This is a genomic window from Mycobacterium sp. 852002-53434_SCH5985345, from assembly GCF_001667155.1.
In the GTDB taxonomy this organism is placed as follows: domain Bacteria; phylum Actinomycetota; class Actinomycetes; order Mycobacteriales; family Mycobacteriaceae; genus Mycobacterium.
The window spans coordinates 39,608-53,471 of record NZ_LZIE01000097.1 but is presented as its reverse complement, the minus strand read 5'-3'; the positions used below and the strand labels follow the sequence as shown (position 1 = coordinate 53,471).

Genomic DNA, 13,864 nt, shown 5'->3' with positions numbered 1-13,864 from the left:
CCTCACGGGTGCGGCGGAACGGGGCACCAGAACAGGCCGCAGTTGAAGCTCGGCGCCCGCGAAGGCGGCGGTGGCGGATACGCGGGCGGGTTGTCGGTATCCCAGCACTGATTCCAGTACTTGTTCTCACCCCATGCCGGGTTCCACGGCTGGTTGGGGCACCAATACACCTGCGGCGCCGGGCTTGGCTGGGCGTGTGCCGTTCCGGCGACCAGCGCGAAGCCGGCCGTCGCGAGGCCGCTGGACAGAAGGACGCCGGAAACGGCGCGGGTGAGGGTACGGGTGACTTGCACGCTGCATGTCCTTTGTTCATGCGCCAGGGAGGTTGGCGTCTTCGCAGCAATCACACAATGTGTGCTCTGCTACCGATCCCAACCTGTTGACCATGATGGAACTACCGGCGTTGTGCCGCGGCCAATCGCTGAGCAAACTCCGGCGACTGGATGGAGTAGGCCTGGGGGCCGAGCTCCGTGCGCATGGCGAAGACGTGTTGCTCGTGGTCCAGCGATCCCGGGCTGACGGTGGCGCGCATGGTGGCCTTCGTCGCCAGCACCACCTCGCGCGGGGCGGCCGCGGGCCCCGCGGCGAGCTCCAGCGCTGCGGCGACCGGATCGTCGGCGACGGAAAGCGCCAGGCCGTGGCGCACGGCGGCCTCAGCGTCGAAACGCATGCCGAAGAGCAGGGCCGCGCGGGCCACCTGCGGGCCCACCGACCGCTGCAGCATCCAGGTCGCACCCCCGCCGGGATGCAGGCCGAGCTTCTGGAACCGGGCGTCGAACAGCGCCGCCGGACCGGCGATGCGCACGTCGGCCGCCAGTGCGAGATTCAGACCCGCGCCGACGGCCGCGCCGTTGACCGCGGCGATGGTGGGCAGGCGGCAGCTGCCGATGGCCATGAAGCCGTCGTAGAGCTGCTGCAGGCCCGTCTCGGCCTTGTCGCCGCCCGCGGCGCCGAGCGCGCTGAGGTCCGCGCCGGCGCAGAACGCCTTGCCGGCCCCGGTGACCACCAGGGCGTGCACGTCGGGGTCGGCCTCGGCCCGCTCCACGGCGGCGCGCAGGCGCGCGGACATCTCGGCGGTCACCGCGTTGCGCCGGTCGGGGTCGTTGACGGTGACGAGCGCGATGCGATTTTCGACGGTGAACAAGACGAGGTCGGATTGGGCCATCAGGCACCTCCGCGGCTTGGGTTTGGCGGGTCCGGGCGACGCACGATGCTGTGCCGTCGGCCGCGACTCCGGGGCAGGGTAAGGGTACTGCGCGACCTGCTCGCGGATGGCAACCGGTGTGGGCGCGGTCGCTGTGTGTTTCGCCCAATAGGCACCAGCGGCAACCGTTGCCTTCGCATTCGGGACGCGAACGCTATTGGAGGTCGACTGCGGGCATTTTCAAAGAATGGTTGTGAAAAAGCGAATGCGTTTGCCATTGGGCGCTCGAGGCGACGCTCAAAAGGGTGCCGAGCACGCCACGTCGTTTAATGACGGGGATGTGATTCAGGACCGAAAATGCGCGACCACGCTTGAACCGGCGCCCGAGAAGCGTCACGCAGTGAGCCCAAAGCCTTAACTGGTTTTGCTTACCCGCATTCGGGTCTAGCCAACTTCTTCGCCAGCTGATCGAGCGCCGCTTGGCGCCGTCTGACGGCACATGCTCGTTGATCCCGCTGCGTCCCTTGGATCACCGTGGTTGGCAACGTGTCGTAGCGGAACCTCGTGTTCGCATAGTGGATTGCCGCATCGATCATTTCGATGTAACGCTCCGCTTCGTCCACGGCGCACGTGCCCTCGATGCGCTGGACCTCATCCCAACAGGGATAGGAGGAGTACCGGGCATCGAGCCGTTGCTGCGAAACCTGGGATCCGAAGTAGCCACGCCAGTCTCGGCTTAGCCACCCCCGTGTCTTGACCTCAACTTTGATCCTGTTCCCCAGCCCGGCTACGAACTTGGGTTCTCCAACTCGCACCACCGGTTGCCAGTCGTCCGACGTCACATCGACCACCCCTCGAATAGAGACGCCCTAAGTCATAATCCCCCGGCTAGCGTCATCTGCTCGCACGACACGCCAATTGTCGTTCCCTAACCGTCAATTTGGCAAACGTTTAGCGACCGGCGGCATCGCGGCACTTGTTGGGAGCCTTTAACGCCGTCGTGTCTTGCGGCGCAGCGACGGTGCGCGAGGCCAGCAAGAAGCCTTTGAGAATCCGCAATGGCCTGCCGCTGATGTTGATGCCGGCCGCAGAGAGCGCCGGCCCAAAGGCGCCGACGGCAGGACGCTAAATGCGAATCGTGGCGGAGAACAAGACTGCGGACAAGGAAATCGGTTCCGTGCGCCTGGCGATTGGCGGTTCGCGGTTGCACGCCGACTATGAGATGGGCGACGCTTGGGCATCAATGCATTGCGGGGCTAACGAGGGGACGCGCGATGGCGAAGGTTCTGTTCGTCGTGACCGGCGCAAGTTACTGGACGCTCAAGGACGGCACGAGGCATCCGACGGGCTATTGGGCCGAGGAGTTCGCCGCCCCGTACCGCGCGCTCACCGACGCCGGTCACGAGGTCGTGGTGGCCACCCCGAAAGGTGTTGTGCCGCATGTGGATGTGATGAGCCTGCGTCCGTCGATGGCCGGCAGTGAAGAGATCGCCCGGGAGCTGGAGGAGATCCTGCGCTCCGCAGAGGAATTGCGCCGGCCGATCGAGTTGGCCGACGCCCGCCTCGAGGACTATGACGCCGTCTACTACCCGGGCGGGCACGGCCCGATGGAGGACCTGTGGCAGGACGCGGACTCAGGCCGGCTGCTGACCGCGGCACTCGCGTCCGGCAAGCCGCTGGCCATCGTCTGTCACGCTCCGGTCGCCCTCATGGCGACTCGGCGAAACGGGGCTTCACCATTCGCCGGCTACCAGGTCACGGCTTACACCAACGACGAAGAGGACGCCGTCGGCCTGCGAGAGAAGGCGCGCTGGACCGCCGAGGACGAACTGGTGAAGCTGGGCGTCGACTTCTCCCGCGGCGAGGTCTGGAAGCCCTACACGGTGAAAGACCGCAATCTCTTCACGGGTCAGAATCCGGCCTCGGCGGCCCCTTTGGCGAAAGAGTTCATGAAGGAACTCCGTTAAGGGAGTGCCGCAGGCCATGCGGGTTCACACTTGTGGAATGAACCTCTGTGATTGCACCGCCTATGCGCTGAGCGCAGCGCCCCCGCGGGTGGCCTGATCGTGCCCGCCGGTGGGCCCGAGCTGGAGCCGCGCCGCCCGTTGAAAGGCCTCTCGGACATCCGCGCGTTCTTTCACACGAACAAGGTGCCGCTGTACTTCATCTCGCCGACCCCGTTCAACCTGCTAGGCGTCGACCGCTGGATACGAAACTTCTTCTACCTGACCTACTTTGACTCTTTCGAGGGCACACACTCGCGCGTGTTCGTGCCCCGGCGACGTGACCGCCGCGATTTCGACTCGATGGACGAGGTGTGCAGCCACCTGCTGTCCGATTCCGAGACGCTCGAGTTCATCGCCGGTAAAGGTCCCGGCGGCAAGTGCTGCTTTGTGATGATGAACGAGGAAATCCAGGCCCTCGCGCGGTCCGCGGGCCTCGAGGTCATGCATCCGCCGATCGAGCTGCGTAATCGCCTGGGCTCCAAGATCGTCATGACGCACCTGGCCAGCGAGGCGGGGGTGCCGAGCGTGCCAAACACGATCGGGCGGGCCGGCTCCTACGACGAACTGCTGGCGCTCGCACAAGGCGCCGGGTTAGGGGATGACCTCGTCATCTCGATCGCGTACGGCAATGCCGGCAGCGGGACGTTCTTTGTGCACGGTCAGCGCGACTGGGACCAGCACGCCGGTAACCTGGTCGGGCAGGACCTCAAGGTCATGAAGCGCATCCGCAATGTGGAGGTGTGCCTCGAGGGTGCAGTGACCCGCCACGGCACGGTGGTCGGCCCAGCGATGACCAGTCTCGTCGGTTATTCGGAGCTGACGCCGAGCCGGGGCAGCTGGTGTGGCAATGACATCTGGCACGAGGTGCTGCCGCCCGCCCAGACGCATGCCGCGCGAGAAATGGTGACAAAGCTGGGCGACGTCATGCGCCGCGAGGGTTATCTCGGTTATTTCGAGGTGGACCTGCTGCACGACCTCGACTCCGACGAGCTCTACCTCGGCGAGGTGAATCCGCGCCTGAGCGGCGCGAGTCCGATGACGAATCTGACCACCGAGGCCTACGCCGACATGCCGCTGTTCCTCTTTCACCTGCTCGAGTACATGGACGTGGAGTACGAGCTCGACATCGATGAGATCAACTCCCGCTGGGAGCGCGGCTACGGCGAGGACGAGGTCTGGGGCCAGGTGATCCTCACCGAGACCTCGCCGGATATCGAGATCTTCACCGCGACGCCGCGCACCGGGGTATGGCGCATCGACGACGACGGTCGGGTCTCCTTTTCGCGGACCGCCAACGACTGGGCCACGCTGCTCGACGGCTCCGAGGCCTTTTACATGCGGGTCGCGGCGCCCGGCGACTTGCGTTCCGAGGGAGCCCAACTCGGCGTGCTCGTCACCCGCGCACACCTGCAGACGGACGACTATCAGCTCAGCGACCGCTGCCAGCGCTGGGTCAAGGGTATGAAGGCGAAGTTCACCTCAACGCCCCTGACGCCCGCCGCGCCGATCGTCTCGCGACTCGTCGCGCGCGCGTGAGCCGCCCGGCCGGTATCGCACTGCACAACTGGCTGTCGCCGCCGTACGCGCGGTGGTCCTTCCAGCATGTCGAAGACATGGTGCCGACCGCAGTAATCCCCAGGGGGGCCGGGCCGGTCGCGCGCCTTCCGGCCGCCCGTGCTCCCGTGGCCGAGATTTCGGTGACCAACACCAACGGGACGGCCACCACCGTCGGCGCGGTAATGGCCGCCACCGTCACCGACGGGTGGGCCGTCGCCCACCGCGGCTCGACGGTGGCCGAGGAGTACCTGGACGGCATGACGGCCACGACCCGGCACCTGCTGTTCTCGGTGAGCAAGTCGATGGTGGCGGCGGTGGCAGGCGGGTTGCACGGCTCCGGTGCGATCGATCTTGACGCGCCGGTCACGAGATACGTTCCCGCCCTGGCCAATTCCGGCTACGCCGGCGCGACGGTGCGCCACCTGCTGGACATGAGGTCGGGCATCGCCTTCTCCGAAAATTACGACGATCCGGCCGCCGAGATCCACCGTCTCGACCAGGCGATGGGGTGGGCACCCAAGAGCGGCCCGGACGTCCCTGCCACGCTGCACGACTTCCTGCCTACCCTGCGGCAGAAGTCGGCTCACGGCGGACCGTTCGAATATCGCTCGTGTGAAACGGACGTCCTCGGCTGGATCTGCGAGGTCGCTGCCGGCCAGCGGATGCCCGAATTGATGTCGGAACTGTTGTGGAGTCGGATCGGCGCCCACCGCGACGCCACCATTGCCGTCGACTCGGTCGGGACCGGGTTTTGCGACGGCGGCATCAGCGCCTGTCTCACCGACATGATCCGGTTCGGCTCGCTGTTCCTGCGCGACGGTGTCTCGCTGACCGGGGAGCAAGTGGTGCCGGCGGCGTGGATCGCCGACACCCTCGACGGCGGCGCCGACTCCCGTCAGGCATTCGCCGCCAGCCCCGATCACGACACCGATCTGTCCGGCGGGATGTACCGCAACCAGATGTGGTTCCCGTACCCGGGCAGCAACGTGGTGTTGTGCCTGGGCATGTGCGGTCAGATGGTCTACGTCAACCGCTCCGCGGAGGTCGTCGCCGCCAAGGTGTCCACCCAGCCGCACTCCCATGAGCCGCACATGTTGGACACGCTGCGTGCGTTCGACGCGGTGGCACACGAACTGGCCGGGGTCACCGGTTAGTGCCTGCCGTCGGCGTCAGGTGTGGACGATCCAGCCCGCTTCGGTGAAGGGAGCGGGTTGCGCGGGATCGTTGATCGTGATGTACAGGTCGCCTGCCGCAGGCATAGCGAAGCCCACGAAACCATGCGTGGTCTGCCCGTCCTGAAGGCCGCCCGACTGCAGCGGGGGCATCTTGTCGAGCCTCTGGTAGTCGACCGCAAGCGTTGCCGGCTGGGGCGCATTGTCGGGATGGGTCAACGGCTGACTGCCGCCGCCGTAACCCGCGAATATGTAGTTCCGGTCGAATTGGAAGAACCGGTGGGACGTCGCGGTGATGGTCAATTCCACGACGTTGCAGCCGGGGCCAGACGGATTCGCAAAATGCGAGGCGCACCCCGGCGGCAACCACGTTGCACTGTCGACAGTGATGTCTGCGGTCGCGCCGCCGGCCGACCGCACATGCACGGGCACACCCAACTGACCGATGGGAAACGGTGGATTCTCGGGCGTGGGATCAGCCGATGCGATGGGACCCGAGCATGCGGCAATGGCCACGGCAACCGCGGCTGCAGGAATCACCGATTCCGCGCGCACCCGGGGGGGTTACCCGCAGCGCTGCCGCACGCAAACCCGTCCGCATAGTTGGTCGGGAGCTAGTCACGGTTCCTCGAACGCTTATCGATCGCGGCACACGCGCTCGCGGCACAGAAACGATAAGGAACTGCTACCTGCCATCCGGCGCTTGCGCGGTATGTCGAGTGCAGGGGTCTTGGCAGGCGCAATTAACCCCGGGCAGTACTTGGTGTGCGACGCCGACGCCGCTGTGAATGGTGACGACCGCGACGATCCCGCCGCTCGCGGAAAGTGCTGCGGCAATGAGCATTGCAACTGCGAAGCCATGGCCGAGGGGTTGCCCGATGCCGGCATCGATTCCGGCCACGGTTGGCAAGGCCGCGACGGCGAGCAGTCCGGCGAGGCGCGCGACGGCGTTGTTGACGCCTGAAGCGGTTCCGGCAAGCTCCTCCGGCACGGCGGCGAGGACCGCCGCGGTGAGCGGCGCGACGGTGATCGCCAAACCGAGGCCGAAGACCGCGACTGCGGGCAGCACCGCTTCGAAGTATGACGCCCCCGGGGTGATGCGGGCCATCAACGCCAGTCCGGCTGCGGCAAACAGGGAGCCTACCGTCATGGGCAGCCGCGGACCCAGGCGCTCGGCGAAGGCACCGGCGCACGGCGAGCCGAGCAACATGATGATGGTGGTCGGCAGGGTTGCGAGGCCGGCAGCTAACGCCGAGTAGTGCAGGGTTTGCTGCAACTGTAGTGCCAGCAAAAAGAGAGCGCCCCCGAGCGCGGCATAGACGGCGAGCGTGGTGAGGTTCGCGCCGGTGAATTGGCGCAAGCGAAATAAGCGCAGGGGTAGGACCGGGGCGGCGGCACGCGTCTCGATCAACGCAAACGTCACGAGTGCCGCTACGCCAATTGTGGCGGCTGCCACGGTGATTGGCGTCCAGCCGCGAGAAGGCGCTTCGATCAGCGCGTAGATCATTCCGGCGAGGCCGACCATCACCGCGGCGGCGCCCAGGACATCCGGGCGTCCTCGCGCGGCGGTGTTGCGCGATTCGGGAACGTGACGAGCCGTAATCCACCCGGCGGCGGCCAGCGGAATGTTCAAGAAGAAGATCCACCGCCAGGACGCGGCGTCGACAAGCCAACCGCCGATCAACGGGCCGAGTGCCGTGGTTACCCCGGACATGCCTGCCCAAATCCCCACGGCACGCGCCCGGTCTTGGTCTCTGATTCCGACGTCGATCAATGCAAGGCTGCCGGGAACCAACGCTGCCGCGCCGACGCCCTGAACGATGCGTGCGCCGATCAACCAGCTCACGGTCGGCGATAGTCCGCAGGCGAGCGAGGCCGCGGTGAAAACGGCCAAGCCGCTGAGAAACACACGGCGCCGACCATAACGGTCGCCCGCCGCGCCTCCGGAGAGCAGCAACGCCGTCAGCGACAGCAGATAGCCGTCGAGTACCCACTGCTGGCCCGCCAACCCGGTACGCAGGTCCCGCCCGATAGCGGGGAGCGCGACGTTGACCACGGTGCTGTCGAGAAACGCGATGCCGGAGCCAAGGACCGCCGCTGCGACCAGCCACCGTGCAGCGGGCGACGCCAACGGCACTCGCTGCGCGGCAATGACTTTCCGTTCGGTGGTCATCCTCGTGTTCGGTAGGCGCTCCACCGATCCGGGTCGTCTTCCAACGCGGCACGGTCCCAGCCGGCATTGATGGCCGCCGCTTCATAGGTGTCTTGGAGAAAACCGAGCAGCGTCCGATCCGGATCAGCCGCCTGCCGCACAACCTCATACGGTAAGACGTACTCACCGAGCTCTTTGCGGTAGCCAGCGTTTGCGGGACCGACGGCGTGGTCACCGAACTCGTCGGGCTCCGGATAGGCGTAAGCGTAGAACGCACCCTCGTTGCCCCCGCCGGGCCAGAACCCGCAGCTGCTCAGTTCGTGTGAGTAGCCCTCGACCATGACCCAGTCTCCGCAATTCGGCGCCCCGCCGGGATGGCGGGGTGCTTTGCGGCCGGAAAACCGAGTGCACGCGAGATCCATTGCGCCCCAGAAGAAATGTACCGGGCTGACCTTGCCGATAAAGCGGGACCGGAATTGACCAAGTACCCGGTCGGCCTCCAGGAGCTGGCGCCAGAACAGGTTGGCGGCGGCAGGGTCGTACGACGCGTGCTCGCTGTCCTCGGCGAACGGCAGGGCTGGGTCGACTTCGTTAGGATGCGATTGGATGCTTGTGGTGAGTCCTAATTCATCCAGTGTCCGCATGGTCTGCGCGTAGAACTCGGCGACCGACATCGGTTCCAGCGCCACGGCACGGGTGGCTCCGGTGCTGCTCCGAATCAGCAACTGGTGATCTATGAAGTCGAATTCGATGTCGAAAACCTCGGTCCCGTACGGGATCGTCGAAGTCGTCAGCCCACGGGGAGTCACATACGAAGTGACCTGCCACCAATGGTTGACCATCGGCGAATGAGCGAGTCGGACCTTGCCGACGATCTGCATCCACATGTGCAGTGTGACCCGCGTCGGCGCCCAGTCGTCAATTCGCAGGCTCGGCCACGCATCGCTGGGTTGCGTCATTGGCTGATCACTCCTGGCTCGGTGCCGCTTCCGTGCGGCCAGGTGTTTAGTCAAGCACTTACCCGCGCTGTGGACGAGGCGTAAGGTCTTTTCACGCGCCGCGGCCTATTCGGACATAGGGGGTCCTTAAGCGCACCGCGGTCGTTAGGTGTGGAATCGATGTCCGGTATGCAATTTGGGATCTTTACGGTCGGCGACGTCACCGATGATCCGACGACGGGCTACACACCCACCGAAGCCGAGCGCATCCGTGCCACGGTGGCGATCGCGAAGAAAGCCGAAGAGGTCGGTCTTGTCTACCCCTGGTTCGGCCAGGGCGGCCGCAGCGGCAAGGAACTCCGTTGAGAGCAACGTCCGGATCACCCTTCTTGGTGTTGGGCGCCACCGGTGGGCAGGGTGGCGCGGTTGCCAACGCGTTGCTGGCCGTAGGAGCCCCGGTGCGCGCAATGGTGCGGCGTCCTGACGCGCCGTCGGTTCGTCGTCTGCATGAGCGCGGCGTCGAGATTGTCGTCGGCTCTCTCGATGACCACAATGCACTTGGAGCGGCGGTGCGCGGCGTCGCAGGAGTATTCGCGCTGACCACTCCGTTCGACGCGGGGGTCGACGCCGAGCTGGCCCAGGGTCGTGCGATCGTCAGGGCGGCCATCGACGAGCAGGTGCCACACCTGGTCTTCAGTTCAGTCGCCGGAGCGGATCAGCACACCGGTGTGCCGCATTTCGAAAGCAAAGCGATCATCGAGGCGGAGCTGACCGCGAGCGGCGTGCCGTACACCATTGCTGCCCCCACCTACTTTTTCGACAACGCCCTCGGCGGAACCGACCGCATTCATGCCGGCTTGCTCGATCTGCCGCTGCCGCCCAATCGTCCGTTGCAGCAGTTGGCCCGCCCAGACTTGGCGGCGTTTGTCGCAAAGGTGCTAGGCAATCCGGAGCCGTACCTAGGGCAGCGCATCGAGCTGGCCGGCGACGCCGCCACGCCGGCGCAGATGGCCGACGTGCTCAGCGCGGCCTTGGGGCGCAGCGTGCGACACGAACAGACCCCGCTCGACTCCATCGCCAATCCCGATATGCACGCGATGTGGCAGTTCCTCAACGCCCCGGGGTACCGCGTCGATATCGAGGCTCTGCACGCCGCGAACCCGGACATCCGGTGGCAGTCCTTCGCCGAGTGGACGCGGCACGCCTTCGGACCCCAAAGCTGATTCGGAGGCGCGGACAGGAATGAACGTTCTGGCGGGAAGGCGGGCACTGGTCACCGGTGGCTCGCGCGGGATCGGCGCGGCGATCGTTAAGCGGTTGGCCGCCGACGGCGCGATGGTGGGATTCACCTACGCAGCTTCGGCAACCGCGGCAGACACGCTGCGGGCGGAGGTGTCGGAACGGGGCGGCACGGCGGTAGCCATTCAGGCCGACAGCGCCGACGCGCAACAGGTCACCGACGCGGTCGATGCCACAGTGGCGGCCTTCGGCGGTTTGGACATCCTGGTGAACAACGCCGGGTTGAGTAAGTCCGGTGTCGCCGAATCCTTTGCGCTACAGGACTTCGATCGGATGCTGGCAGTCAATGTTCGGGGCGTATTCGTGGCCATCCAGCGGGCGATTCCCCACCTAGGTGCCGGTGGCCGCATCGTCACCACCGGCAGCATCTTCGCGGACCGCGTTCCACGTCCGGGCAGCGCCGTCTATGCCATGACCAAGGCCGCGCTCTCCGGGCTGACGCGCGGGCTGGCCCGCGAGCTGGGACCGCGCGGCATCACGGTCAATGTCATCCAGCCGGGGCCTACGGCAACCGACGCCAATCCGGATGCGGGCGAATTCGCCGATGCCATGCGGGAACTCACGGCGGTCGGTCACTACGGCCGCCCCGAGGACATCGCCAGCGCCGTGGCTTACCTGGTAAGCCCGGAGGCACGCTTCATTACCGGCATTGCCTGGAACGTCGACGGCGGTTTCACCGCCTAACCAAGACGGTCCGATGCCGCTGCTCGGTACGCTCAACTCCCTGATCAGGGAGGGTCAGCCGAACGGGTTTAAAGCATCAATCGGAACACTGTCAGGCATCACCCGGAGACCAAATGTCAACGATGAGCCGACGTCCTACCCGGGTGTGAGTCCACCCGCATGAATCGAAAGTGTGACCCAAGGATTGGCAGCGCTTTTACCTAGACGTTTTTGGGGAACGATCACTCTGACCACTGGAAAATCTTGGTCATCCGTATCCGCAGGGAAGTTAGGGGCGTTGTAGATGTCCGCTCAAGGGAACGCTGGAAGCGCGCACCTGAAACCGCCGGTCGAGAAGGTCCGGTCGCACTACGACAAGTCGAACGAGTTCTTCAAGCTCTGGCTCGACCCGTCGATGACCTACAGCTGCGCCTACTTCGACGAACATCCCGACCCGCAGAATCTGACCAAGACGCTGGAAGAGGCGCAGTACGCCAAGCGCAAGCTGGCCCTGGACAAGCTCAACCTCGAGCCCGGCATGACCCTGCTCGACATCGGCTGCGGCTGGGGTTCGACGATGCGGCACGCGGTGACCGAGTACGACGTCAACGTCATCGGCCTGACGCTCAGCGAGAACCAGTACGCACACGATGTGGAGAAGTTCAAAGAGATCGACAGTCCCCGCCGCATGGAGGTGCGGATCCAGGGCTGGGAGGAATTCCCCGACGAACCGATTGACCGGATCGTGTCGCTGGGCGCGTTCGAGCACTTCGCCGACGGAGCGGGCGACGCGGGGTACGAGCGTTACGCCGTCTTCTTCAAGAAGTTCTACGACCTGCTGCCCGACGACGGCCGGATGCTGCTGCACTCGATCGTGGTGCCCACCACCGAGGAGGTCAACGCGCTCGGCTTGAAGACGACGATGACCCTGCTGAGGTTCATCAGCTTCATCCTCAAGGAGATCTTCCCGGGCGGTAGGTTGCCCCAGGTTCACCAGATCGACCGGTATGCCACGGACGCGGGATTCAAGATCGAGCGCCATCACTTCATCGGCAAGAACTACGTTCCGACGCTGAATACCTGGGCGGACGCTCTCGAGGCACACAAAGAAGAGGCGATCGCGTTGAAGGGGCAGGAGACCTACGACATCTACATGCACTACCTGCGGGGCTGCTCGGACCTCTTTCGGGACGGTTACACCAACGTTTGTCAGTTCACGATGGTCAAGTAGTCGGCTGTTAGGGGTCACCAGGCATCACCCGAAGCCGAAACGTCAAGCATCAACTGACGTCCGACGTCAAACTTGGTGCCCCCGGCACGACTCGAACGTGCGACCTAGGGATTAGAAGGCCCTTGCTCTATCCACCTGAGCTACGGAGGCAATGTGCAGGTCAGTCTATTCCAACGGCGTGTCGCGAGACGACTCGCCGCCGCGACGCGCGCGAAAAGCGTTCCCGCGCCACGGTTATCGGTTATGGTTGGGACCCTCGACACACGTGCAACACCGGCCGGTAACCGGCCGTTTACCGCAACGAGGCGTGTGCAGATCGTCGAGGGGTGGCGTTGCTATGAGCGTGACCACGCACCTGACTTCACGGTGCTCATGGGCTGGTACCCAGGCAGGACGGCTGGCGGCCGACGCGATGGATGCTTACCGGGCCGGCACGCTGTTGCTGCGCGGCTCGCCGTTCGCGCTGGGTTGCCTCGTGGGCTGGCTTTCGACGGAGTTTCCACCGCACGTGCTGACCGGGCATGCGCTGTCGCGGGTCGCGCACCCGTCCATCGGCCGCGTCGGCACATCCTGGGCCGCGCAGCGGGCGGATAGGGCGCTGACCGCCGCGCTCGAGGAGTCGTTCGGTCCAGACTTCCGCGAGCAGGTGTGCCACCCGAGCAGCATCAAGCCGGCCTGCGCGCCGCGCAGCGGCATGTTGAACAGGCCAGGGCCGCATCGCCGGTACGCGGCGCAGACGTCAAACATCTCCTACGGTCCGGGTGGGCGCGACAACCTGCTCGACATCTGGCGCCGCCATGACCTGGCGCCGGGGCGGCGGGCGCCAGTGCTGATCCAGGTCCCCGGCGGGGCGTGGACCGTCGGCGACAAACGAGTGCAGGCCTACACGCTGATGAGCCGCATGGCCGAGCTCGGCTGGATCTGCGTCTCGATCAACTACTGCAAGAGCCCACGTTCGACGTTTCCCGCGCACCTCATCGACGTGAAGAGGGCGATCGCGTGGGTCCGCCAAAACATTGCCGACTACGGGGGCGATCCCGACTTCATTGCGATCACCGGCGGCTCGGCCGGCGGACACCTGGCATCCCTGGCCGCGCTCACCCCGAACGACCCGGCGTTCCAACCCGGATTCGAAGACGCCGACACGACGGTTCAGGCCGTCGCGCCCTATTACGGCGTGTACGACTTCACCGATTTCGAGAACATGCACGACTTGATGCTGCCGTTCCTGGAGCAGTTCGTGGTGAAGGCCCGCTACGCCGACGAGCCCGAGCGGTTCAGGGCGGCGTCACCGGTTACCTACGTGCACAGCGACGCGCCGCCTTTCTTCGTGCTGCACGGCGAGAAGGACGAGTTGGTTCCCAGTGGCCAGGCCCGGGGCTTCTGCGCGGCGTTGCGCGCGGCCGGCGCTGCCACGGTGGCCCACGCGGAGCTCACCAATGCGCACCACGCGTTCGACATCCTCTCCACGGTTCGATCGCGGCTGGCCGCCGACGCCGTCGCCGATTTCTTGGGCGTCATCTACGGGCGGCGCGTCAGCTCCCTGCTGGACTTGGACCAGCTGGCAGCCACGTCGGCCAGCTGAGCCCGGGCCCTCGGTCACCGGCGCGGCGGTCCGACCGCTCCTTTCACCAGCGCGGCAACCCGACTAGCGTTGTGTTGGCTATGGGGTTGGCGGGGCCGAGGCAGGAGGCTTGATCGA

Annotated in this window: 13 protein-coding genes, 1 tRNA gene and 1 pseudogene; 8 read left to right on the top strand and 7 right to left on the bottom strand. The window is 65.7% G+C overall.

The genetic code is table 11. The annotated features are described in order from the left end of the window. Nucleotides 1-2 precede the first annotated feature (2 nt). The 3 genes from A5756_RS26135 to A5756_RS26755 all read right to left on the bottom strand — a co-directional run bounded on the left by A5756_RS26135 (nucleotide 3) and on the right by A5756_RS26755 (nucleotide 1,986). The gene (locus tag A5756_RS26135; protein WP_156659805.1) at nucleotides 3-293 is read right to left on the bottom strand and encodes a hypothetical protein; all 291 of its coding nucleotides are present in this window, start codon (nucleotides 291-293) and stop codon (nucleotides 3-5) included. 101 nt (nucleotides 294-394) lie between these two features. Further along, a complete protein-coding gene (locus A5756_RS24425; protein WP_066958433.1) occupies nucleotides 395-1,165 on the bottom strand; it encodes an enoyl-CoA hydratase in 771 nt (256 codons plus the stop codon). A 407-nt stretch (nucleotides 1,166-1,572) separates the two neighbouring features. Further along, a complete protein-coding gene (locus tag A5756_RS26755; RefSeq protein ID WP_066958673.1) occupies nucleotides 1,573-1,986 on the bottom strand; it encodes a hypothetical protein in 414 nt (137 codons plus the stop codon). Between the two features lie 432 nt (nucleotides 1,987-2,418). On the opposite strand from A5756_RS26755, the gene A5756_RS24415 reads away from it, so the two are divergent. From A5756_RS24415 to A5756_RS24405, 3 genes are all read left to right on the top strand, one after another. Beyond that, nucleotides 2,419-3,111 (top strand): type 1 glutamine amidotransferase domain-containing protein, encoded by a 693-nt coding sequence (locus A5756_RS24415; protein ID WP_066958430.1) that lies wholly within the window; start codon nucleotides 2,419-2,421, stop codon nucleotides 3,109-3,111. Nucleotides 3,112-3,204: 93 nt separating this feature from the next. After that, a complete protein-coding gene (locus A5756_RS24410; protein WP_156659815.1) occupies nucleotides 3,205-4,686 on the top strand; it encodes a biotin carboxylase in 1,482 nt (493 codons plus the stop codon). Beyond that, nucleotides 4,683-5,861 (top strand): serine hydrolase domain-containing protein, encoded by a 1,179-nt coding sequence (locus A5756_RS24405; protein WP_066958426.1) that lies wholly within the window; start codon nucleotides 4,683-4,685, stop codon nucleotides 5,859-5,861. Before A5756_RS24410 ends, A5756_RS24405 begins: the two co-directional genes overlap by 4 nt. A gap of 15 nt (nucleotides 5,862-5,876) precedes the next feature. Here the strand turns inward: A5756_RS24405 and A5756_RS26320 are convergent, their stop codons facing one another. The 3 genes from A5756_RS26320 to A5756_RS24390 all read right to left on the bottom strand — a co-directional run bounded on the left by A5756_RS26320 (nucleotide 5,877) and on the right by A5756_RS24390 (nucleotide 8,990). Further along, nucleotides 5,877-6,434: a hypothetical protein gene (locus A5756_RS26320; protein ID WP_066958424.1), complete on the bottom strand. Its 558-nt coding sequence runs from the start codon at nucleotides 6,432-6,434 to the stop codon at nucleotides 5,877-5,879. Between the two features lie 130 nt (nucleotides 6,435-6,564). Then, complete coding sequence (locus tag A5756_RS24395; RefSeq protein WP_066958422.1) at nucleotides 6,565-8,052, bottom strand: DHA2 family efflux MFS transporter permease subunit; 1,488 nt, start codon at nucleotides 8,050-8,052, stop codon at nucleotides 6,565-6,567. Then, on the bottom strand, nucleotides 8,049-8,990 hold the full coding sequence (locus tag A5756_RS24390) for a DUF5996 family protein (protein ID WP_066958420.1): 942 nt from the start codon (nucleotides 8,988-8,990) through the stop codon (nucleotides 8,049-8,051). The genes A5756_RS24395 and A5756_RS24390 overlap by 4 nt, the downstream gene beginning before the upstream one ends. A 168-nt stretch (nucleotides 8,991-9,158) precedes the next feature. On the opposite strand from A5756_RS24390, the pseudogene A5756_RS26130 reads away from it, so the two are divergent. From A5756_RS26130 to A5756_RS24375, 4 genes and pseudogenes are all read left to right on the top strand, one after another. Next, nucleotides 9,159-9,284: pseudogene (locus A5756_RS26130) on the top strand (5,10-methylene tetrahydromethanopterin reductase); the annotation flags it as partial. Between the two features lie 47 nt (nucleotides 9,285-9,331). Further along, complete coding sequence (locus A5756_RS24385; RefSeq protein ID WP_066958418.1) at nucleotides 9,332-10,192, top strand: NmrA/HSCARG family protein; 861 nt, start codon at nucleotides 9,332-9,334, stop codon at nucleotides 10,190-10,192. A gap of 19 nt (nucleotides 10,193-10,211) precedes the next feature. Further along, on the top strand, nucleotides 10,212-10,952 hold the full coding sequence (locus tag A5756_RS24380; RefSeq protein ID WP_066958415.1) for a 3-oxoacyl-ACP reductase family protein: 741 nt from the start codon (nucleotides 10,212-10,214) through the stop codon (nucleotides 10,950-10,952). A 283-nt stretch (nucleotides 10,953-11,235) separates the two neighbouring features. Further along, complete coding sequence (locus A5756_RS24375; RefSeq protein WP_066958414.1) at nucleotides 11,236-12,162, top strand: cyclopropane mycolic acid synthase family methyltransferase; 927 nt, start codon at nucleotides 11,236-11,238, stop codon at nucleotides 12,160-12,162. A gap of 73 nt (nucleotides 12,163-12,235) precedes the next feature. On the opposite strand, the gene A5756_RS24370 is transcribed toward A5756_RS24375, so the two are convergent. Continuing rightward, a tRNA-Arg gene (locus A5756_RS24370) sits at nucleotides 12,236-12,312 on the bottom strand. Between the two features lie 187 nt (nucleotides 12,313-12,499). On the opposite strand from A5756_RS24370, the gene A5756_RS24365 reads away from it, so the two are divergent. Further along, on the top strand, nucleotides 12,500-13,747 hold the full coding sequence (locus A5756_RS24365; RefSeq protein ID WP_066958412.1) for an alpha/beta hydrolase: 1,248 nt from the start codon (nucleotides 12,500-12,502) through the stop codon (nucleotides 13,745-13,747). The last annotated feature ends 117 nt before the right edge of the window (nucleotides 13,748-13,864 follow it).

Bases quoted from the DNA above. Each gene is read 5' to 3' on its own strand.
- A5756_RS24425 (WP_066958433.1), bottom strand. From the start codon at position 1,165: ATGGCCCAATCCGACCTCGTCTTGTTCACCGTCGAAAATCGCATCGCG.
- A5756_RS24415 (WP_066958430.1), top strand. From the start codon at position 2,419: ATGGCGAAGGTTCTGTTCGTCGTGACCGGCGCAAGTTACTGGACGCTC.
- A5756_RS24395 (WP_066958422.1), bottom strand. From the start codon at position 8,052: ATGACCACCGAACGGAAAGTCATTGCCGCGCAGCGAGTGCCGTTGGCG.
- A5756_RS24390 (WP_066958420.1), bottom strand. From the start codon at position 8,990: ATGACGCAACCCAGCGATGCGTGGCCGAGCCTGCGAATTGACGACTGG.
- A5756_RS24380 (WP_066958415.1), top strand. From the start codon at position 10,212: ATGAACGTTCTGGCGGGAAGGCGGGCACTGGTCACCGGTGGCTCGCGC.
- A5756_RS24375 (WP_066958414.1), top strand. From the start codon at position 11,236: ATGTCCGCTCAAGGGAACGCTGGAAGCGCGCACCTGAAACCGCCGGTC.
- A5756_RS24365 (WP_066958412.1), top strand. From the start codon at position 12,500: ATGAGCGTGACCACGCACCTGACTTCACGGTGCTCATGGGCTGGTACC.